The sequence below is a fragment of the Variovorax pasteuri genome (genome assembly GCF_051216435.1).
Classification (GTDB): Bacteria; Pseudomonadota; Gammaproteobacteria; order Burkholderiales; family Burkholderiaceae_C; genus Variovorax.
This window is the reverse complement of sequence record NZ_JBPJZS010000009.1, coordinates 25,735-46,458: the sequence shown is the minus strand read 5'-3', so window position 1 is coordinate 46,458 and position 20,724 is coordinate 25,735. Positions and strand designations below refer to the sequence as shown.

Annotated in this window: 18 protein-coding genes; 8 read left to right on the top strand and 10 right to left on the bottom strand. The window is 68.7% G+C overall.

Annotation, left to right across the window (positions count from 1 at the left end; translation table 11 throughout):
* Nucleotides 1–64 precede the first annotated feature (64 nt).
* The 5 genes from ACSFBM_RS26875 to ACSFBM_RS26855 are packed head-to-tail and all read right to left on the bottom strand — an operon-like array spanning nt 65 to nt 5,571.
* A complete protein-coding gene (locus ACSFBM_RS26875; RefSeq protein ID WP_435487137.1) occupies nt 65–928 on the bottom strand; it encodes a class I fructose-bisphosphate aldolase in 864 nt (287 codons plus the stop codon).
* Nucleotides 929–963: 35 nt separating this feature from the next.
* Complete coding sequence (locus tag ACSFBM_RS26870; RefSeq protein WP_435487311.1) at nt 964–1,944, bottom strand: aldo/keto reductase; 981 nt, start codon at nt 1,942–1,944, stop codon at nt 964–966.
* Nucleotides 1,945–1,955: 11 nt separating this feature from the next.
* Complete coding sequence (locus ACSFBM_RS26865) at nt 1,956–2,984, bottom strand: ABC transporter permease (protein ID WP_435487136.1); 1,029 nt, start codon at nt 2,982–2,984, stop codon at nt 1,956–1,958.
* Nucleotides 2,981–4,501, bottom strand: a complete 1,521-nt coding sequence (locus tag ACSFBM_RS26860; RefSeq protein WP_435487135.1) for a sugar ABC transporter ATP-binding protein — start codon at nt 4,499–4,501, stop codon at nt 2,981–2,983. Before ACSFBM_RS26860 ends, ACSFBM_RS26865 begins: the two co-directional genes overlap by 4 nt.
* 14 nt (nt 4,502–4,515) lie before the next feature.
* Entirely contained in the window at nt 4,516–5,571 is a 1,056-nt protein-coding gene (locus ACSFBM_RS26855; protein WP_435487134.1) for a substrate-binding domain-containing protein, read from the bottom strand.
* A gap of 180 nt (nt 5,572–5,751) precedes the next feature.
* On the opposite strand from ACSFBM_RS26855, the gene ACSFBM_RS26850 reads away from it, so the two are divergent.
* Genes ACSFBM_RS26850 through ACSFBM_RS26840 form a run of 3 tightly spaced genes read left to right on the top strand, consistent with a single transcriptional unit; the run spans nt 5,752 to nt 9,769 of the window.
* The gene (locus tag ACSFBM_RS26850) at nt 5,752–7,239 is read left to right on the top strand and encodes an FGGY family carbohydrate kinase (protein ID WP_435487133.1); all 1,488 of its coding nucleotides are present in this window, start codon (nt 5,752–5,754) and stop codon (nt 7,237–7,239) included.
* Complete coding sequence (locus tag ACSFBM_RS26845) at nt 7,236–9,017, top strand: glycerol-3-phosphate dehydrogenase/oxidase (protein ID WP_435487132.1); 1,782 nt, start codon at nt 7,236–7,238, stop codon at nt 9,015–9,017. Before ACSFBM_RS26850 ends, ACSFBM_RS26845 begins: the two co-directional genes overlap by 4 nt.
* Complete coding sequence (locus tag ACSFBM_RS26840; RefSeq protein WP_435438925.1) at nt 9,014–9,769, top strand: GntR family transcriptional regulator; 756 nt, start codon at nt 9,014–9,016, stop codon at nt 9,767–9,769. Before ACSFBM_RS26845 ends, ACSFBM_RS26840 begins: the two co-directional genes overlap by 4 nt.
* 10 nt (nt 9,770–9,779) lie before the next feature.
* Here the strand turns inward: ACSFBM_RS26840 and ACSFBM_RS26835 are convergent, their stop codons facing one another.
* The 3 genes from ACSFBM_RS26835 to ACSFBM_RS26825 are packed head-to-tail and all read right to left on the bottom strand — an operon-like array spanning nt 9,780 to nt 15,248.
* Entirely contained in the window at nt 9,780–10,670 is an 891-nt protein-coding gene (locus ACSFBM_RS26835) for a DMT family transporter (RefSeq protein WP_435487131.1), read from the bottom strand.
* Between the two features lie 2 nt (nt 10,671–10,672).
* Entirely contained in the window at nt 10,673–13,804 is a 3,132-nt protein-coding gene (gene uvrA, locus ACSFBM_RS26830) for an excinuclease ABC subunit UvrA (RefSeq protein ID WP_435487130.1), read from the bottom strand.
* A gap of 49 nt (nt 13,805–13,853) precedes the next feature.
* Nucleotides 13,854–15,248 carry a chloride channel protein gene (locus ACSFBM_RS26825; RefSeq protein WP_435487129.1) on the bottom strand — a complete coding sequence of 465 codons (1,395 nt, stop codon included), beginning with the start codon at nt 15,246–15,248 and terminating at the stop codon, nt 13,854–13,856.
* Between the two features lie 136 nt (nt 15,249–15,384).
* On the opposite strand from ACSFBM_RS26825, the gene ssb reads away from it, so the two are divergent.
* On the top strand, nt 15,385–15,966 hold the full coding sequence (gene ssb / locus ACSFBM_RS26820) for a single-stranded DNA-binding protein (RefSeq protein WP_435487128.1): 582 nt from the start codon (nt 15,385–15,387) through the stop codon (nt 15,964–15,966).
* Between the two features lie 81 nt (nt 15,967–16,047).
* Here ssb and ACSFBM_RS26815 read toward each other — a convergent pair whose 3' ends face one another.
* Both ACSFBM_RS26815 and ACSFBM_RS26810 read right to left on the bottom strand, forming a co-directional pair.
* Complete coding sequence (locus ACSFBM_RS26815; protein ID WP_435487127.1) at nt 16,048–16,446, bottom strand: GFA family protein; 399 nt, start codon at nt 16,444–16,446, stop codon at nt 16,048–16,050.
* Nucleotides 16,447–16,464: 18 nt separating this feature from the next.
* Nucleotides 16,465–17,178 carry a YebC/PmpR family DNA-binding transcriptional regulator gene (locus tag ACSFBM_RS26810; protein ID WP_435438929.1) on the bottom strand — a complete coding sequence of 238 codons (714 nt, stop codon included), beginning with the start codon at nt 17,176–17,178 and terminating at the stop codon, nt 16,465–16,467.
* Between the two features lie 169 nt (nt 17,179–17,347).
* Between ACSFBM_RS26810 and ACSFBM_RS26805 the strand changes: the two genes are divergently transcribed.
* From ACSFBM_RS26805 to ACSFBM_RS26790, 4 genes are all read left to right on the top strand, one after another.
* Nucleotides 17,348–17,779: an FMN-binding negative transcriptional regulator gene (locus ACSFBM_RS26805; protein ID WP_435487126.1), complete on the top strand. Its 432-nt coding sequence runs from the start codon at nt 17,348–17,350 to the stop codon at nt 17,777–17,779.
* A 113-nt stretch (nt 17,780–17,892) separates the two neighbouring features.
* Nucleotides 17,893–18,621 carry a helix-turn-helix domain-containing protein gene (locus ACSFBM_RS26800; protein WP_435487125.1) on the top strand — a complete coding sequence of 243 codons (729 nt, stop codon included), beginning with the start codon at nt 17,893–17,895 and terminating at the stop codon, nt 18,619–18,621.
* Between the two features lie 2 nt (nt 18,622–18,623).
* Entirely contained in the window at nt 18,624–19,094 is a 471-nt protein-coding gene (locus ACSFBM_RS26795; protein WP_435487124.1) for a hypothetical protein, read from the top strand.
* Between the two features lie 53 nt (nt 19,095–19,147).
* Nucleotides 19,148–20,719 carry an ABC transporter substrate-binding protein gene (locus ACSFBM_RS26790; RefSeq protein ID WP_435487123.1) on the top strand — a complete coding sequence of 524 codons (1,572 nt, stop codon included), beginning with the start codon at nt 19,148–19,150 and terminating at the stop codon, nt 20,717–20,719.
* Nucleotides 20,720–20,724 lie beyond the last annotated feature (5 nt).

Sequence of the window (20,724 nt, the reverse complement as noted above, 5' to 3'; positions counted from 1 at the left end):
CGAGTCCGCCGCCGGCCGTCCAGCCTCTCCCTCTCCTCGTTGTCGACGGCGCTACGTCGTCACTTCACATTGCTTTTTTCTGCGCGCCGCCCGATTCGTAGATGTCCCATGCCTCCTTGGCGCTCGCGCCGCGGTGGATCATGGCCATCAATGCGTCCACCACCGCCGACGGGTTGGCATGCTGGTACACGTTGCGTCCGTACACCATGCCGACCGCGCCCTGGTCCATCAGCACGCGCGAGCGTGCGAACACCTGCTGCAGGTCTTCGCGTCCGCCGCCGCGCACGAGCACGGGGCAGCGCGCGGCCTGCACCACGCGGTGGAAATCGGCGGGGTCGGTGGTGGGGTCGGCCTTGACGATGTCGGCACCCATCTCGCGCGCCAGGCGCACGAGCGTGACGATCTTCTCGGCGTCGCCGTCGACCATGTAGCCGCCTTGCTCGCTGTGCGGGCGCATCACCAGCGGCTCGATCATCAGCGGCATGCCGTAGCGGTCGCAGTCGGCGCGCACGCGCGAAATGTTCTGCACGCACTGGCGGAACAGGTCGGGCTCGTTCGGCAGCATGAACAGGTTCACCACCACGCAGGCCGCGTCGCGCTGCACCGCGGGCAGCACCGGGTCGTGCTCGTTCTGCAGCAGCGCCCACATCACGCGGTGCGCGGTGGCGTTGTAGGGGTTGCCCATGTCGATGCGCTGCACCAGCGCGGGCTTGTCACGGCCCGGGCGGTCCTGCAGCAGGTCGGCCTGGCCGTGGTTGAGCTGCAGCGCGTCGGGGCGCGCGGCCACCAGCTTGTCGACGACGGCGGGCATGTCTTCCAGGCCGTTGAGGAACGAGGGCTCGTTGCACACGCCGTGGTCGAGCGCGATGTCCAGGCAGCGCCCGTTGGTCAGCAGCCGGTTCAGGCGTGCGGTCTTGTCCTTCGACATACGAAAAGGTCCTTGTGTGGGGGGTGTGAAGAAGATCAGGCCAGCGTGTGCAGGTACTTGCCCGCCGCCGCATCGATGAGTTGCAGCGCGTCGTCGCGCAGCGCGAGCGAGCCGGCGGCCGCGTTCTCCACGGCCTGCTTGCTCACGCGCGCGCCGCACAGCGCCACCTGCACGCTGCCGCGCGCCAGCGTCCACGCGATCATCAGTTGGCCGAACGAGCATTCGAGGTGCTTGCGCAGCGGCTCCAGCTCGTCGAAGAAGGCCTTGAGCCTGGCGCGGTTGTCCGCGCTGAAGCGCGGGTTGGTGGCGCGCTGGTCGTCGCCGGTGAACTGGCGCGCGGGGTCGATGGGGCCGGCGAGCAGGCCCAGCGCCAGCGACGAGTAGCCCAGCACCGCGACGTTGTGCTCGCTGCACAGCGGCACCAGCGTCTGCTCGATCTCGCGGTCGATCAGGCTGTAGCGCTCCTGCGCCGCATCGACCGGGCCGTAGCGCAGGTACTCGGCGAGCGTTTCGGGGCTCACGTTGCTCACGCCGATGGCGCGGATCTTTCCCTGCTTCTTGAGTTCGAGCAGCGCGTCCATGGTCTCGGCCACGGGCGTGGTGCTGTCCTGCCAGTGCGTGATGTACAGGTCGATGTAGTCGGTCTGCAGGCGCTTCAAGCTCTGCTCGCATTCGTGGAAGACCGATTCGCGCCCCAGGTAGCGGTACACCGGATGCCCGTCTTCTTCGAAGAAGTGCGTTCCCTTCTGCGTGTGCCACACCAGCCCGCACTTGGTGGCGATCACGGCCTCCTGGCGGCGGCCTTTCAAGGCCGTGCCGACGATGCTTTCCGAACGACCGAGCCCGTAGGCCGGTGCGGTGTCGATCAGCGTCACGCCCGCGTCCAGCGAGGCCTGGATGGCCAGCACGGCGGCCGCGTTGTCCCCGCCGCCCCACATCCAGCCGCCCATGGCCCAGGTGCCCAGGCCGATGGCCGAGCATTCGATGCCCGAGGGGCCCAGGGTGGTCTTCTTCATCGCTGCGTTGTTCATCGCTTGGTCTTTCTCGTGTTCATGAGGTGGTCGATGGTCACGGCCGCGAGCAGGATCAGGCCCTTGATCACGTCCTGCCAGTAAGGCGACACGTCCAGCAGGATGAGCGAGCTGGTCACCACCGACAGCAGCGCCAGGCCCAGCACGGCGCCCAGCACCGTGCCCGAGCCGCCCTTCAGGCTGGCCCCGCCGATGACGGCGGCGGCGATCACGTTGAGCTCCATGCCCACGCCGAAGGTGGGGGTGGCGGCGCCGAAGCGCGCCGTGTAGATCACGCCGGCCAGGCCCGCGCAGGCCGAGCACAGCACCGTGACCCAGAACTTCACATGGCCCACGCGAATGCCCGAGTACAGCGCCGCCTTCTCGTTGCTGCCCGTGTAGAACACGCGGCGCAACAGCGAGGCGCGGCGCAGCACGAAGTCGCTCACCACCACGATCGCCAGGAAGATCAGGATCACGGCCGGAATGCCGAACAGCGTGCCCTGGCCGATGAACTTGAACTCCGCCGGCAGCGAGAACAGCGACTGCGGCGTGCCCTGCGTGAGCGCCAGGCACAGGCCGCGCACGATCACCATGAACGCCAGCGAGGCGATGAAGTGGTTCAGCCCGATGCGCGTGACGCAGCCGCCGATCATCGCGCCGATGCCCGCGCTGGCCGCAATGGCGATCAGCCCCGCCGTCCACGGGTCGAACCCCATGAGGAAGAGCTTGCCCGTGACCACCATCGCGAAGCACACCACCGAGCCCACCGACAGGTCGATGCCGCCGACGATCAGCAGGATGGTCATGCCCACCACCACGATGCCCTCGATGGAGAAGGACAGCAGCATCGCGCGCACGTTGTCCCAGGTCAGGAAGTAGGGCGACGCGAAGCTCATGGCCACGCACAGCACCGCGATGATGAGCAGCAGGCCCATCTCGCGCATGCTGGTGAGCTTGTTGGCGGGCTTCAGGGGGTCGCCGCCTTGCTGTCGTGGCGCGAGGCCCGCGGGCGCCCCCGCGTCGAGTTGTGCCGGGTAGTTCATGCTGTTTCCTGTTCGCAAAGTCCGGAGGCCAGCCGCAGCAGCGCCTCTTCCGTCATGTCGTTGTCTTGCACCTCGCCGGCCAGCCGGCCGTCGCGGATCACCAGCGCGCGGTCGCACAGCCCGATGATCTCGGGCAGCTCCGAAGAGATCACCACCACGCCCACGCCCTGGTTCGCCAGCTCGCGCAGGATGTGATGGATCTCCGACTTGGCCCCCACGTCCACGCCGCGCGTGGGCTCGTCCATCAGCAGGACCGAGGGGTGCGTGGCCAGCAGCTTGGCGATGGCCACCTTCTGCTGGTTGCCGCCCGACAAGCTGGCCACGTCGATGTCCACGCCGTCGCTCTTGAGCTTGAGCTTGGCGCCCAGTTCCAGCGCCAGCTTGTGCTCGGCCGGGCGCTGCAGCAGGCCGAAGCGCGAGCTCACGCGCTTGAGCGCCATCGAGGCGATGTTCTGCGCAATGGGCAGGTCGAGGTACACGCCCGCCGCCTTGCGGTCTTCGCTGAGGTAGGCGATGCCTTCGCGCAGCGCGTCGCTGTACTTGCGGATCGTCAATGCCTTGCCGCGCAGGCGCACCGTGCCGCGCGTGGCCGTGCGCAGGCCGCACACGGTTTCGGCGAGTTCGCTGCGGCCCGCGCCCATGAGGCCCGCGATGCCGAGGATCTCGCCGCGCTTCAACGTGAACGAGATGCCGTGCACGCGCTCGCCGTCGGCGATGTCGCGCACTTCGAGCACCGGCTCGCCGTGGGTTGCATCGTCCTGCTTCGGCGGGTAGTAGTTGCCCAGGTCGCGCCCGACCATGCGGCGCACCAGGCCGTCCGCGTTCAGTTCGGCCAGCGGCCCGCTGTGCACGTTGCGCCCGTCGCGCAGCACCGTCACGCGCGAGCAGTGCGCAAAGATCTCGGCCATGCGGTGGCTGATGTAGATGATGCCGATGCCCTGGTCCTTCAGGTCGTGCAGCACCTTGAAGAGCGCGGCCGATTCGTTGTCGGTGAGCGCGGCGGTCGGCTCGTCGAGGATGAGCACCTTGCAGTCGAGCGTGAGCGCCTTGGCGATCTCGATGAGCTGCTGCGTGGAGATGCTCAGGTCCTTCACCAGGCAGGCGGGGTCCACGTCCTGGCCCAGCCGCTGCAGCACCCTGGCGGCGCGCTCGTTCAGGCTGGCGTAGTTCATCCACGCGTGCTTGCCGGCGTTGATTTCAGGCATGAAGATGTTCTCGGCCACGGTGGCGTCGGCGCACAGGGCGATCTCCTGGTGCACCAGGCCGATGCCCAGGCGCATGGCGTGCGCCGGGCCGTCGATGACCACCTGTTGCCCGTCGAGCGAGATCTCGCCTTCGTCGGGCCGGTGGATGCCGTCGATGATGTTCATCAGCGTGGACTTGCCCGCGCCGTTCTCGCCGCACAGCGCGTGGATCTCGCCGCGCTGCAGCGAGAAGTCCACCCCCGTGAGCGCGCGCGAAGCGCCGAAGCGCTTGCTGATGCCGCGCAGTTCGAGCAAGGCGCCCGTGGCGCTCATTGCGGTCTCCTGGCTCACTCGCCGATTCCCTTGGTGCCGCGGCGCGCGAGGTACTTGTCCCAGTAGAAGTCGTCGGCGTTGGCCTTGCTGACCACCGCCAGGCCGTTGTCCAGGAAGGGCACGGCCATCGGGTTGGTGCCGTTGCGCTTGGCGTCGTTCATCGGGTCGATGAGGCCCGGGTTCTTCGCCAGGAACAGCATCATCATGCCCATGTAGCCCTGCATGCCCTGGTTCGGGTTGATGGAGCCGAACACGTCGCCCGACTTGATCATGTCCAGGATCTTGGCGTTCACGTCGCAGCACATCACCTTGATGTTCTTCTTGCTCTCGACCTTGGCCTGCGCCGCGCCCAGCGCCGAGTTGGCTTCGGGCATGAACAGCGCGCCCAGGTTCGGGTTGGCCTGCGCCAGGCTCAGCACCGCCTGGTAGGCCTTGTTCGGGTCCTGGTTGCTGGCGGCGCGGCCGACCAGCTTCATGCCCGGGTGCTTGGTCTTCATGCGGTTCACGAAGGCGGCGATGCGGCGGTCGTGGTTGTCCTGGCCCGGGTTCTCCAGCACGGCGTATTCGCCCTTGCCGCCCATCGACGCGGCAATCGCGTCGGCGGCCTGCGTGCCTTCACGGTCGTTGTCCGAGGTGATGAACGAGGTGCGCTTGGAGTTGGGCGAGTCGGCCGCGAAGGTGACCACCGGAATGCCCATCGCCGCCGCGCGGTTGATGGGCTCGATGAACGGGTCGGGGTTCATCGGGTGCAGCAGGATGCCCGCGGGCTTGCGCGCCAGCTCCTGCTCGAAGGACGCGAGCTGCTTGTTCACGTCGTACTCGGGCGTGCCGGTGTAGCGGGTGCGAACGCCCAGCGTGCGGCCGAGCTGCTTCATCATTTCGTAGACCGGAAACCAGTACTCCACGCCCGACACCATCACGTTCATCACGTAGACGTCGCTGGCGTTGCCGCGCAAACCGGCGCCTGCCGCACCGGCTGCCGGGGCGGCGGCTTGCTGCTGCGCGAATGCGCTCGCACCGGCCAGGCCGATGCCGGCGGCCGCTGCGGACTTCAGGAAATTTCGCCTCATTTTTTGTCTCCTCGCGTTGGGTGGCTCAACTTGCGGTGCTGCCCTTTCGGGGCAGCGCTTTGATCCTCTGTGTCACGACAGTTGTTATGACAGGTAGAATGTAAGCGCAGCGAGTTTGAAGCGATAACTAGGGGAAACGCTACTGGCAACCCGCTTTTATTCCGCCGAAGCTGTTATGACATGAAGCCCAACATACTCATCGGCATCGACATGGGGTCGAGCAGCCTGAAAGCCCTGGCCCTCGAAGCCGGGAGCGGCCGGGCCGTCGCCCTGTCCCGAATGCAATTGCCGCACGACCGGCTGCCTGGCGGGGGATGCGAGGTGGCCGCCACGGCCATCCGCGCGGCCCTGACCCACGTGCTGCGCGACGTCGCCCACCAGCTCGGCGCCCGCGTGGCCGAGGTCCGCGCCATCGGCTGCACGGGCCACGGCGCGGGGCTCTACGCGCTCGACGCGAAGAACGAACTGGTGGGCGGCAGGGCGGTCGCCTCGACCGACCAGCGCGCCGACGCGCGTGCGCGTTCCCTGGCGGCGAGCCATGGCAAGGCGCTCTTCGCGGACGTCGGCTGCCAGCCGTGGCCGGGGCAACCGACCGTGATCGCGGCGGAGCTGCTCGGCACCGACGCCGTGCAGCGCGGCGCGGTGCGCCGGCTGCTGTTCGCCAAGGACTACCTCGGTTTTCTGCTGACAGGCGAAATTGCCACCGACGCGAGCGACGCGAGCACCGCGGGGCTGGTGGCCATCGCCACGGGCGGCTGGTCGCAGGCGGCCTTCGACGCATCCGGCATCGCCGACCTCGGGCCGCGTGCCTTCGGCCCGCTGGTGACCAGCGGCGAGGTCGTCGGCACGCTGCGGCCGGCCGAAGCCGCGCTGTGCGGCCTGCCGGCCGGCATTCCTGTCGCGATGGGCGCCATCGACCTGCTGGCCTCCATGACGGCCATCTGCGCCGAGGGAAGAGGGCGCGCGGTGTCGGTCTTCGGCACATGGTGCGTCAACGCGGTGATCGGGCCGGTGATCGAGCCCAAGCCCGATGTCGCGGCGGTCGTGAACTTCGGCCGCGCCGACAGGCGGCTCTACATGGAGAACAGCCCGTCCTCCATGGCCAACATCGCATGGCTGGCCGGCGTGCTGGGCCTGCCCGATGCGCGCGCGGTGGTCGACCTGGCGATGTCGGTGCCGCTGGGCGCCGGCGGCCTGCGCTTCCTGCCGTTCGTGAACGGCGGCGGGGGTGTGACGGCGGGCTTCGTGGGCCTCAAGAGCCATCACACGCGCGGCGACATGGCGCGTGCGGTGGTCGATGCGGTCGCCGCGCTGCATGCGCGCCACACCGCGCGCCTTGCGGCCTGCGGCCTGCCGGTGTCCGCATCGACCGTGCTCGGCGGCGGTGCGAGCGACACGCGGCTCGTGCGGCTGCTGGCCTCGTTCCTCGGCCGTCCGGTCGAACGCTGCGCCGACGACGAGACCGGCGCGCGCGGCGCGGCGCTCTACGCCGCCATGTCGCAAGGCATCGACCGCGCCGCGCAAGGCAGCGCCTTGCTCGCGCCCTGCGACACGGTCGAACCCGACGCCGCCCAGGCGCGCGCCCATGCCGACTTCAACGCCGGCTTCAACGAACTGATCGACACCATGTCCCCTGTGTTTTCCCACCTGGCCGGAGCCGCGCAATGAGCGCCTGGCAACTGCCCTTCGTGCGTCCGGCTGCCCTGGCCGACCGCCATTTCTCCACCGTGATCGTCGGCGCCGGCATCAACGGCGTGGGTGTGTTCCGCGACCTCTGCCTGCAGCGCGTGGACTGCCTCATCGTCGACAAGGGCGACTTCAGCGCGGGCGCCAGCAGCGCGCCGTCGCGCATGATCCACGGCGGCCTGCGCTACCTGGAGAACGGCAGCTTCTCGCTGGTGGCCGAGGCCACGCGCGAGCGCAACCTGCTGCTGCGCAACGCGCCGCACCTGGTGCAGCCGCTGAAGACGGTGGTGCCGCTGTCGAGCTTCTTCGGCGGCCTCATGAGCAGCGCGCTCAAGTTCTTCGGCCGCACGCCGCCGCAGCGCACGCGCGGCCTGCTGGCCGTGGCCGCGGGCCTGCGGCTGTACGACCTGCTGGGCCGCCGCCAGCGCGTGATGCCCAACCACCGCATCGCCCGCGTGCCGCCGGCCGACCGCAACCTGTTCCGCGCGGCGGTGCGCTGGACCGCCACCTTCTTCGATGCGTGGATCAGCCACCCCGAGTGGCTGGTGCTCGAACTCATCGGCGACGCCTGCCGCGACCAGCCGCGCTCGGCCGCCGCCAACTACTGCCGCGTGATGGGCTGCGCGGGCAACATCCTCACGCTGCGCGACGAGATCACCGGCGCACTGGTGCGCGTGACGGCCGACACGGTGGTGAACGCCAGCGGCGCGTGGCTGGACCGCAGCACCGCGGTGCTGGGTGGCGCGGGCTCGCGCATCAAGTCCCGGGTGATGGGCACCAAGGGTTCGCACCTGGTGCTCGACCACCCCGCGCTGCGCGACGCGCTCGAAGGCCGCATGGCGTACTTCGAGGCGGTGGACGGGCGCGTGTGCATCGTCTATCCGTTCCTGGACCGCGTGCTGGTGGGCTCCACCGACATTCCGGTGGACGACCCCGACCAGATCGGCACCGAGCCGGCCGAGGTCGACTACCTGCTCGACGTGCTGGCGGAGGTGTTCCCGAACCTGGCTTTCGGGCGCGGCAATGTGGTCTACACCTACGTCGGCGTGCGCCCGCTCGCGCGCTCCGACGCCGACAAGCCCGGCCAGATCTCGCGCGACCATTCGGTGGTGGTCGACCTGCCGAACGCGTCGCGCGACATTCCGATCGTCGGCCTCGTCGGCGGCAAGTGGACGACCTTCCGCGCGCTCGCGGAAGAAGCCACCGACGAAGTGCTGCGGCAGCTGGGCCGCCCGCGCACGGCGTCCACGGAGCTGATTCCCATCGGCGGCGGCGCGGAGCTGCCGGGCGATGCCCACGCGACGGCGCGCTTTCTCGACCGCATGGTGGCGTCGTCGGGCGTGGGCCGCGCGCGGGCGCAGGCACTGCTGCACCGCTACGGCTCGAAGGCGCTGCCGCTGGCGCAGCGCCTCGGGGCCTCGGGCGACGTGCCGCTGCAGCATGCGCCCGACTACACGGTCGCCGAACTCTCCTACCTGTGCCTGGAAACCGGCGTGGTCCACCTGGACGACCTGGTGATCCGCCGCACGCTGCTGGCGATTCGCGGCCTCGTCACCGACGCCGTGCTGGCCGAGATGGCAGGCATCGCCGCCGAAGCGCTCGGCTGGGACGCACGGCAGGCCCACGACGAGCTTCAGGCCTGCGCCACCGCGTTGCGCGATCGGCACGGCGTGGGCCTTTCGCCGGTGGCGGCGCGGGCGCACACCGCTTTCGATGCATCATTGACGACACCTCAGGCCGCAGGCCAGCCCTCCACGTGAACTCTTCGACCGATACTTCGACCGTGCTCGACCGCGGCTCCGAATCTCCCCTGTGGGCCCAGTTCCGCGACGCGCTTCGCCTGCAGATCCTGCAGGGCGTGCTGCCCATCGGCGCCAAGCTGCCGTCGGAAGCCGAGCTCGGCGAGCAGTTCGGCATCTCGCGCATCGTGGTGCGCGAGGCCCTGGCCGACCTGGTGCGCAACAACCTCATCTACAAGATCAAGGGCCGCGGCGCCTTCGTGTCGGCGCGCGAGCGCGACGAAGACTTCGTCTCCACCGTGCTCGGCTTCTCCGACGAAATGGAGCGCAAGGGCCGCTCGGTGCGCACGCAGATCCTCACGCAGGAGCTGCGCGCGCCCACCGAGCAGGAAGCCGCCTCGCTCGGCCTGACCGACGACACGCAGGTGGTGGCGCTCAAGCGCCTGCGCAGCGTGGACGGCGAGCTGCGCCTGCTGGTGGAAACCGTGGTGCCCGCCGACCTGGCGCCGGGGCTGCACCGCACGCGGCTGGACGACCGCTCGCTCTACGACGTGCTGCGCCGCCAGTACGGGCTGCGCCTGGTGCGCGCCGAACGCTGGATCGACGCGGTGCTGCCCGATGCGGCCACCTGCGAACTGCTGAACCTGCCCACACCCGAGCCGCTGTTGCGCATCGAGTCGATCGCCTACGGCGCCAACGGAAGGCCGCTGGAGCACTACCGCGCGCTGCACCGCTGCAAGACCAGCCGCCTGCACGTGCAGACGACGACCTGAATCCGCCCGCTCAGGCCTTCGCGGCGGCGCGCGAGGGCAGCAGCACCGAGGCGATGGCCACCACCATCAGCACCATCGCCACCCCGTCCTGCCAGTGCACGGCCTCGCCGAGCCACACCGCGCCGCTGAACACGCCGAGCACGGGGATGAACATCACGCTCAGCGTCGAGGCAATGGGCGGCAGGCCGCGCGCCAGGTAGAACCATGCGGCGTGCGCAAAGCCGAAGATCAGCACCGCGTTGTAGCCGATCGATCCCCACGTCACGCTCCCCGGCCAGGCCAGCCGGTTCCGCTCGAACAGCAGCGAGAGCACGGTCATCACCACCGCGGTCATCGCCGTCATCCAGAAGGAGATCGTGAGCGTCGGCAGCCCGATGCGCGTGTGGCGCAGCTGCTGCGTGCCCAGCGCCCACGTGGCGGCGGCCGCCAGCGCCAGCGCCACATAGCCGGGCCGCCCCGACAGGTCGGTGAGCTCGTGCCACAGCAGCAGCCCCACGCCGACCGCGCAGGCGCCCACGCCCAGCCACGCACGGCGCGTGAGCACGGCCGAGAACAGCAGCGCGCCGATGACGGCGGAGAACACCGGCATCGTGTAGCCCAGGATCGCCGCGCGCCCGCCCGAGAGCGCCTTCACCGCGAGGATGATGCAGGCGTGCCAGATGAACATGTTGGTCGCGCCCAGCCACACCAGCTCGGCCCACGCGCTGCGCGGCACGCGGAACGGCACCTTCATCCATAGCAGCGCGAGGCCCAGCACGGGCAGGCCGAGCCAGATCGAGATGGCGCGAAAGCCGAGCGGCGGGTAGTCGGCCACGCCGAGCTTCATCACCGGCCAGTTGAAGCCCCACACGAGGGTCAGGAGAACGAGAAGGACGAGCTGGCGCGGGGTGAAGGAAGGCACGGTCACAGCAGGCGCTTGAGGTACCGCCCGGTATGGCTCGCTTCGTTCGCCGCAATGTCTTCCGGCGTGCCTTCGCCCACCACCGTGCCTCCGCCCGCGCCGCCTTCGGGGCCCATGTCGATGAGCCAGTCGGCCGTCTTGATGACGTCCAGGTTGTGCTCGATCACCACGATGGTGTTGCCCGCGTCGCGCAGCTGGTGCAGCACCTTCAGCAGCAGCTCGATGTCGGCGAAGTGCAGGCCGGTGGTCGGCTCGTCCAGGATGTACAGCGTGCGGCCGGTGTCGCGCTTGCTGAGCTCCAGCGCGAGCTTCACGCGCTGCGCCTCGCCGCCCGACAGCGTGGTGGCCGACTGGCCCAGCTTGATGTAGCTCAGGCCCACGTCCAGCAGCGTGCGCAGCTTGCGCTCGATGGTGGGCACGGCCTTCAGGAACTCGTGCGCGGTCTCCACCGTCATCTCGAGGATCTGCGCGATGTTCTTGCCCTTGTAGAGCACCTCGAGCGTCTCGCGGTTGTAGCGCTGGCCGTGGCACACCTCGCAGGGCACGTACACGTCGGGCAGGAAGTGCATCTCGACCTTCACCACGCCGTCGCCCTGGCAGGCCTCGCAGCGCCCGCCGGCCACGTTGAAGCTGAAGCGGCCCGGGCCGTAGCCGCGCTCGCGCGCGGTGTTGGTCTCGGCCATCAGCTCGCGGATGGGCGTGAACAGGCCGGTGTAGGTGGCCGGGTTGCTGCGCGGCGTGCGCCCGATGGGGCTCTGGTCGACGTTGATGACCTTGTCGAAGTACTCGATGCCTTCGATGGCCTCGTGCGCGGCCGGCTCCTCGTGCGCACGGTACAGCGTGCGCGCCACGGCGGTGTAGAGGGTGTCGTTCACCAGCGTCGACTTGCCCGAGCCCGACACGCCCGTCACGCAGGTCAGCAGGCCGACCGGGAAGGCCACGCTCACGTTCTTCAGGTTGTTGCCGGTGGCGTTGACCACGCGAATTTCCTGCAGGTCGCTTTGCGAGGCCAGGTGCGCCGCTTCGCGCGCGGCGCGCCGTTCGGCCGCGGGGCTGGGCGCGAAGCGCGAGGCCTTCTTGCCTTCATTGAAGGCGGCCTTCTTCACGACCGGCAGCCAGGCGGTGCGGTGTTTCGGCACCTCGATCCTGCGCACGCCCGAGAGGTACTGGCCGGTGAGCGATTCGGGGTTGGCCGACACCTCGGCATAGGTGCCCTGCGCCATCACGCGCCCGCCGTGCACGCCCGCGCCGGGGCCCATGTCGATCACGTGGTCGGCGGCGTGGATCATGTCCTCGTCGTGCTCGACCACGATCACGCTGTTGCCGATGTCGCGCAGATGCTTCAGTGTGCCGATGAGCCGGTCGTTGTCGCGCTGGTGCAGTCCGATGCTGGGCTCGTCGAGCACGTACATCACGCCGGTGAGGCCCGAGCCGATCTGCGAGGCCAGGCGAATGCGCTGCGCCTCGCCGCCCGAGAGCGTCTCGGCGCTGCGGTCCAGGCTCAGGTAGTTCAGGCCCACGTCGTTCAGGAACTTCAGGCGCAGGCCGATCTCGCGCACCACCTTGTCGGCGATGTCGGCCTTGGAGCCGCGCAGCTTGAGGTTCTGGAACCAGGCCAGCGAGTCGCGCAGGGTCAGGTGACTCAGCTCGAAGATCGCCATGCGGGGTGGTTCGCCACCCTCTGCCGGACGCGCCGATTCGTCCACCAGGAACACGTTGCGCGCCTCGCGCCGCAGGCGGGAACCGCCGCAATCGGGGCAGGGCTGCAGGTTGCGAAAGCGCGCGAGGTCTTCGCGCACCATCACCGAGTCGGTCTCGCGGTAGCGCCGTGCCATGTTCGGGATGATCCCCTCGAAGGGGTGCTTCTTCGTGAGCTTCTTGCCCACGAAGTTGCCCGACTCCATGGTGTAGTTGAACTTGATCTCCTCGGCGGCAGAGCCGTTCAGCAGCACCTGCTGCACCGAGGCCGGCAATGACTCGAAGGGCGCGTCGACGTCGAACTTGTAGTGCTTCGCGACGCTCTCGATCATGCTGAAGTAGTAGCCGTTGCGCCGGTCCCAGCCCTTGATGGCGCCGCTGGCGATCGACAGCGACGGAAACGCCACCACCCGTGCCGGGTCGAACACCTCGCGGTGGCCCAGGCCGTCGCAGCTGGGGCAGGCGCCCACGGGCGAGTTGAACGAGAACAGGCGCGGCTCCAGCTCCGACAGCGAGTAGTGGCAGATCGGGCAGGCGAACTTGGCGTTGAACAGGTGCTCCTTGTCGGCCGCGCCCGCAGCGCCATCGGCGCTGCCTTCCGGCCTTGCACCCAGCTCCAGCGCGATCGCCCGGCCCTCGGCCAGGCGCAGCGCGGCCTCGAAGCTCTCGGCCAGGCGCTGCTGCATGTCTGGGCGCGCGCGCAGGCGGTCGATGACCACGTCGATGTCGTGCTTCTCGGTCTTCTTGAGCTTGGGCAGGTCGTTGTATTCGTAGGTTTGCCCGTCGACGCGAAAGCGCACGTAGCCCGCGGCCTGCATCTCGGTGAACAGCTCGAGGAACTCGCCCTTCTTCTCGCGCGCCACGGGCGCCAGGATCATCAGGCGCGGCTCGCCGGGCAGGGCCAGCGTGGCGTCGACCATCTGCGACACCGTCTGCGCCTGCAGCGGCAGGTGGTGGTCGGGGCAGTAGGGCGTGCCGGCGCGCGCATACAGCAGGCGCAGGTAGTCGTGAATTTCGGTCACCGTGCCCACGGTGGAGCGCGGGTTGTGGCTGGTGGCCTTCTGCTCGATGCTGATGGCGGGCGACAGCCCCTCGATCACGTCGACGTCGGGCTTGTCCATGAGCTGCAGGAACTGCCGCGCATAGGCCGACAGGCTCTCCACATAGCGCCGCTGCCCTTCGGCATACAGCGTGTCGAACGCCAGGCTCGACTTGCCCGAGCCCGACAGCCCGGTGATGACCACCAGCTTGTTGCGCGGAATGTCGAGGTCGACGTTCTTCAGGTTGTGGGTGCGCGCACCGCGGATGCTGATGCGCTGCTGCGCGAGCACGGCGCCGAGGTAGGTGTCGCGTTCGCGCTGGGCGTCACGTTCGCGCTCCTCGCGTTCGGCGTGTTCAGCGCGATGTTCGGCTTGTTCAGTGGCTTTGGAATTCAAAGGGGGCGATCGTCCGAGGGCAACCGGACATGATAGTCCGCCGGGCATTTCATGGCGAGCGGGCGGCTTCTGTCGGGCTGGGGGCGGGGCTGTCCGGCGGGGGCGGGTGCACCGGCGCCGCGCTACCGATGGCCCGGTCGACCATGTGCTCGGCCAGCGTGTCGTACAGCGGGCGGCTGATCATGCGCGACACCAGGCTGGCCAGCATGGCCGCGGCCATCAGGCTCAGCACCATCGAATGGCCGTCCACCATTTCCATCACGATGATGAAGGCGGTGAGCGGCGCCTGCGTCACCGCGGCCAGGAAGCCGGCCATGCCCATGGCGATGAGCGCCGGCCCCAGGTCGCCGGCGGCCAGCCGGGCCACCGCGTCGCCGATGCCTGCGCCTATCGACAGCGACGGCGCGAAGATGCCGCCCGGCACGCCGCACCAGGCGGTGAGCCAGGTGGCGACGAACTTCAGCACGGTATAGAGCGGCGTCAGCTCGTCGTGGCCCTGCAGCATCTGCTTGACCGCCTCGGAGCCCGCGCCGAAGGTGACGCCGCCCGTCACCAGCCCGATGACCGCCACCGCCAGCCCGCCGGCGGCCGCGAAGCGCACCGGAAAACGCGCCCGCCAGCGGTGCAAGCGCCCCGGTGCGCCGTGGGCCGCCCCGGTCAGCGAGGCGATCAGAAGCCGCGCGAACAGCCCGCCGGCCGCGCCGCTCAGCAGGGTGACCAGCAGGCCGGGGCCGAGCGCGTCCCAGCCCAGCCGCTGCACGCGGATCACGCCGAAGTAGCTGGCGTTGCCGAAGGCCGACACCGCCACCAGGCCCGCCAGCACGATGGCCGTGATGATCAGCCCGCTGGAGCGGGCCTCGAGCCGGCCCGACAGCTCCTCGATGGCGAACACCACGCCCGCCAGCGGCGCGTTGAACGCCGCCGCGATGCCGGCGGCCCCGCCGGCCACCAGCAGCGCGCGGCCGTCGATGGCGGTGTGGGGCGACAGCCAGCGCCGCGCGTGCTGCATGACCCCGGCCGCCACCTGCACCGACGGGCCCTCGCGCCCGATCGACAGGCCGGCCGCGAAGCCGGCCACGCCCAGGCCGATCTTGGCGACCGTGAGCCGCAGCGAGGCGAACATGGAGCGCCGTTCCTCGGGCAGGTCCGGGTGCAGCGCCGCCTTGATCTGCGGAATGCCGGAGCCGCCCGCGCCGGGAAAGAACCGCAGCGTGGCCCAGACGATGCCGGCGGTGATGAGCGGCGTGGTCAGCAGCACCGCCCAGGGCCAGGCGCGGTAGAAGCGGTGGAACTGGCCGAAGACCCAGTCGCTGGCGAAGGTGAAGCCCACCACGAAGAGCCCGGCCGCAATGGCGTAGCCCAGCACGATGGCCCGGTCGAGCCAGATGCGGCCGCCGCGCAACTCGGTGCGCAGGTGCTCGAAAAAGTCAGGTTCGCGGTTCATCGGTGTGGTCCATTCTGGCAGTCGGGCGCATTGGGGTGCATTCGGGCCGGGTCTGGCGGCCTGCGGCCGATGGCCTTGGGGCACAATCTCCGGTTCTTTTTCCTTCTCCTTCATCTACTTATCAGGGGCAGTGCATATGGCATCGGTCAACAAGGTCATCGTCGTCGGCAACCTGGGGCGCGACCCCGAAATGCGGACTTTCCCGAGCGGCGACCAGGTCGCGAACGTCACAGTGGCCACCACCGATCGCTGGAAAGACAAGCAAAGCGGCGAAATGCGCGAAGCCACCGAGTGGCACCGCATCGTCTTCAACGGCCGCCTGGCCGAAATTGCCGGCCAGTACCTGCGCAAGGGCTCGCAGGTGTACGTCGAAGGCAGCCTGCGCACGCGCAAGTGGACCGACAAGGACGGCATCGAAAAGTACACCACCGAAATCCGCGCCGACCAGATGCAGATGCTCGGCAGCCGTCAAGGCATGGGCGGCCCGGCGGGCGGCCCCGAGGACGACGGCGGCTACTCGCAAGGTGGCGGCGGTGGTGGTGGCTATTCGCAAGGCGGCAACGGCGGCGGTGCGAGTGGTGGCGGCAATGGTGGTGGCGGAGGCTATGCCCCGCGTGCGCCTGCAGCCGCACCGCGCGCTCCGGCGCCGGCACCACGCCAGGCCCCTGCCAAGTCGTCGTCGGGCTTCGACGACATGGACGACGACATTCCGTTCTGAGCTTCTGGCCCCGGGTTTTCCGGTTCCGAACGCAAGGCCGGCCTCGAAAGAGGCCGGCTTTTTGCATTCTGGTGGGCGCGTTCAGCCCTCGCCGACGTGCCCCTGGTGCTGCGGCAGGTCGTCCGTGATGGGGAACCACGGCGCCTTCGAGCCCACGAAGATGTGCGCCGTCGGCCGGATCGCGGGCGCGTCGACCAGCGTGCCCAGCGTCACGTGCACGAACTGCCCGTCGCGCACCACCGAATAGAGCAGCGAGCCGCAAGCCGCGCAATGGATGTCGCCCGCGTCCTTCTCGCCGTAGACCATGACCCGGTCTTCGCCCTGCGTGATCGTCAGCTTGCCGCGCTCGATGCCCGCGAAGGGCTTGAACGCCGAGCCGGTGGCGCGCCGGCAGTTCGCGCAGTGGCAGTTCAGCGCGTAGGCGAACTCGTCCGCCACGGCGTAGCGGACGGCACCGCACAGGCACTTTCCCGTGAGCATGCGGCGCAAGCCGGTGTCTCAGCCCGCCAGGCCCACGAACACGTTCTGCACGTCGTCGTTCGCGTCGATTGCCGCCAGGAAGGTCTCGACCTCTTCCAGGTCTTCCGCGCTCAGGCTGGCCGGATCGACCGGGTTCTTGGGCTTGTAGCCCAGCTTGGCCGACAGCACGGTGAAGCCCTGGGCCGGGAGCGCGCGGCTCACCAGGTCGAGGTCGGTGGGGTCCGTGAGGAACACCGCGGGGTGGTCCTCGCCGGCCGGCTCGAAGTCCTGCGCGCCGGCTTCGATGGCGGCCACTTCGGGGTCGGCGTCGGGCCTGGCCGGTTCGGCCTCGATCATGCCGACGTGGTCGAAGTCCCACGACACCGAGCCCGAGGTGCCCAGCTGGCCCTTGCGGAACAGCACGCGCATTTCAGGCGCGGTGCGGTTCACGTTGTCGGTCAGGCACTCGACCATCAGCGGCACGCGATGCGGCGCAAAGCCCTCGTAGATCACGTGCTCGAAATGCACCGCTTCGCCGGTAAGGCCCGCACCCTTCTTGATGGCGCGGTCCAGCGTGTCCTTGGGCATCGACACCTTGCGGGCCTGCTCCACCACCAGCCGAAGGCGAGAGTTGGAGGCCGGATCGGCGCCGTTGCGCGCGGCGATCATGATTTCCTTGGCGAGCTTGCCGAACAGCCGGCCCTTGGCATTGGCCGCCAGATCCTTGTGTTTTGCTTTCCATTGGGCGCCCATGACTCTGTTTCCTTGAATGTGTGTTGTGCGGCCTGGTCTGGCACTTGTACGGCTCGCGTGAGCGCTTGGCAGAAGGGCTGGATGACCGGATTGGGGCGACTACTGTAGCTGGAGCGCGCGCCGGCGTGAACCGCGGCGCCCGGCCGGCGCGCCGCCGGGTGCCGATGACATGGGCGCGACTGCGGCGACCGTGGTCTTCCAGGGGCCGAACGCCTACGTCTCTCCGCGCTGGTACGTCAACGGGCAACGCAGCGGGCGGCTCGCGCCGAGCTGGAACTACGTGGCGGTGCAGGCGCAGGGCACGCTGCGCTTCATCGACGACCCGTCGTGGGTGCTGTCGCACCTGGCCTCGCTCACGGCGTCGCAGGAAGAAACTCGAGAAGTTCGCGGCGATGCATGGTCGCTGGGCGATGCTTCGCCCGAGTTCGTCGACAACGCAGTGCAGCGGCTGGGCGGCTTCGAGATCGAGATCCATGCGCTGACCGGCAAGCGCTTCCTGTCGCAGCAGCGCACCGAGGCCGACCGGCGCAGCGTGATCGCGCACCTGCAGCGCGAAGCCTCGCCGCTGGCGCACGCCCTGGCCGCGTTGATCCAGCCCTGAGCCTCGAGCGGCACATGCCTCATGCGTCGCACTTGCACGGTGCGTCGCGCACTAAAAAGAACCACTGAAAAAGTAAAATAGTTTTACTGAAGCTGCTAGACTTTTTCATCAGCATGAAAAAAAAGCAGTCACCCAAAGAGCCGCCGACGACGCACGCCGCACCTGCGGGCCGCGAAACCGGGGTGCTTGCCGACATCGGGGAAGCCCTGCGGGCGCGCCGTCGGCTGCTGCACCTGAGCCTGGCGGAAGTGGCCGAGCGCAGCGAGCTCAGCATCGGCTACATCTCGCTGCTGGAGCGCAACCTGGCATCGCCTTCGCTCACTGCCCTGATGCGCATCGGCCAGGTGCTGGGCCTGGAGCTGGATTACTTCTTCCAGGCGCGCAATGCCGGCGGGCATCACTTTCCGCAGAGTGCTCGCTCCCCGTTCCAGCTGCAGTCGCGCGGCATGACCTTTGATCGGATCAGCGGGCAGTTCCCCGGCAGCGTGGTCAACGCCCTGGTGGTGACGATTCCTGCCAGACACAAGTCCACGCCCATCACGCATCCCGGCGAAGAGCTGGTCTACATCCTCGGCGGCAGCCTGCGCTACACGCTCGGCGGGCGCACGGTGCAGCTGGACGAAGGCGACTCGGTGCACCTGCCGTCCACCACGCCGCATTGCTGGGAGAACCCCTTTGCCCAGCCCGCCAAGGCGCTGTGGGTCGGCACCGCGCCTCTGTTCAAGGCCGACGGGGACGACCCCCATGCCTCGCATGACCTGCAGAGCCATGGTTCCCCGACGCGGGTGACCAGTCCATCCCCCAAGGCCAAGGCCGCTCCCTCCAGGAAGAAAGTCGCGTGAACATGAACGCCCGTCGTACACCTGAATACGAAGTCGCCTTCGCCGCTGTGAGCGACCTGCTCCAGCAGCGCGTCGGCCACAAGCTGCTCACCGTCAGCCGCGTGCTGCCCGACGAAGCCAGCGTCGAGCGCATCTACACCACCCAGCCCGAGGCCTACCCGGTGCATGGCAGGAAGCCGCGCGACCGCACGGAGTGGACCGCGCTGATGGAGCGCGGCGAGTGCTTCGTGGCCAGCCATCCCGGCGACTTCGGTCCGCACTTCTCCGACCTGCCCACCATCGTGCGGCACGGGCTCGGCGCGGTCATCAACATCCCCGTGTTCGACGGCGCGCGCATGCTGGGCACGCTCAACCTGCTGGACGCCGCAGGCGCCTACACAGGCCCCGTGCTCGACGCCTGCCTCGAAGCCCGCGGCCCGGCCGCCGAGGGGTTCGCGCTGTACGAGCAATGGGTTGCGCAGCGCGCCGCCTGAGTTTTCATCTTTCTCATCCCTTGCCCCTTTTTCATCCTCACCAGGAGCGAACCTTGAACCCTCGAATTTGCGCGGCAGTTGCAGGCCTCTTTCTGTCGTTGTCCGCGTGGGCCGCCACGCCCAAGGACACGCTGGTGGTGGTCAAGAACATCGATGACATCGTCAGCCTCGATCCGGCCGAGGCTTTCGAGTTCTCCAGCGGCGAGGTGGTGACCAACATCTACGAGCGACTGGTGCAGTACGACGCCAAGGACCCGACGCAGCTCAAGCCGGGCCTGGCGGCGAGCTGGAAGCCGGCGGCCGACGGCAAGAGCATCGAGTTCACGCTGCGCAAGGGCGCCGCCTTCGAAAGCGGCAACCCGGTGCGCCCGGAGGACGTGGTGTTCTCCTTCAAGCGCGTGCTGAAGCTGAACAAGGCACCGGCCTTCATCCTGAGCCAGTTGGGCTGGACCGCCGACAACGTCGAGCAGATGGTGCGCAAGGGCGCTGCCGACACGCTGGTGCTGGGCTGGAGCGGGGAGTTCGGCCCGGCCTACGTGCTGAGCGTGCTGGCCGCGCGGCCAGGCGCCATCGTCGACGAGAAGCTGGTGATGTCCAACGAGAAGGCGGGCGACCTGGGCAACCAGTGGCTCAATCGCAATTCCGCCGGTAGCGGCCCGTACAAGCTGAAGCTGTACAAGCCCAAGGAAGTGCTGCTGCTCGAGGCGAACAAGAAAGCCGCCACCCCGCCCAGGACAGCCAACGTGCTCATCAAGAGCGTGGCCGAGTCCGCTACGCAGCGCCTGCTGATCGAGTCCGGCGACGCCGACATCGCGCGCGACCTCGCCGCCGACCAGCTCGACGCTCTGAAGGCACGCACCGACGTGCGCATCGAGGACTTCCCCGCGGCCGCCGTGCACTTCATTGCGCTCAACCTCAAGAACGAGAAGCTGCGCAACCCCGCGCTGTGGGAGGCGATGCGCTACCTGGTGGACTACGACGGCATATCGAACCAGTTGCTCAAGGGCCAGATGCGCACGCACCAGGCCTTCCTGCCGGTGGGCTTTGCCGGTGCACTCACCACCAACCCCTACAAGGCCGACCCGGAGCGCGCCAAGGCCATCCTCGCCAAGGCCGGCATCAACGGCCTGGAGATCGACATGGACCTGATCAACACGCAGCGCTTCATGGACATGGCGCAGTCGATGCAGGCCACCATGGCCAAGGCGGGCATCAAGCTCAACCTGCTGCCCGGCACCGGCGCCCAGGTGCTCACGCGCTACCGCGCCCGCAAGCACGAGGCCATCCTGCTCTACTGGGGCCCCGACTTCTTCGATCCGCATTCCAATGCGAAGTCCTTCGCGTACAACGTGGACAACAGCGACACCGCCTACCAGAGCACCACCACGTGGCGCAACTCGTGGCTCGTTCCCGAGCTCTCGGCCAAGACGATGGCGGCACTGAAAGAAGTCGACCCGGCCAAGCGCGTCGCGGCCTACCAGGCGCTGCAGCGCGAGGTGCAGGCGAAGTCGCCGTTCATCATCACCTTCCAGGAACAGAACCGCGTTGCCCTGCGCAGCAACGTCAAGGGCTACGTGCAGGGCACCGTGGCCGACCTGATCAAGTACGACGGCGTCAGCAAATAGCACGG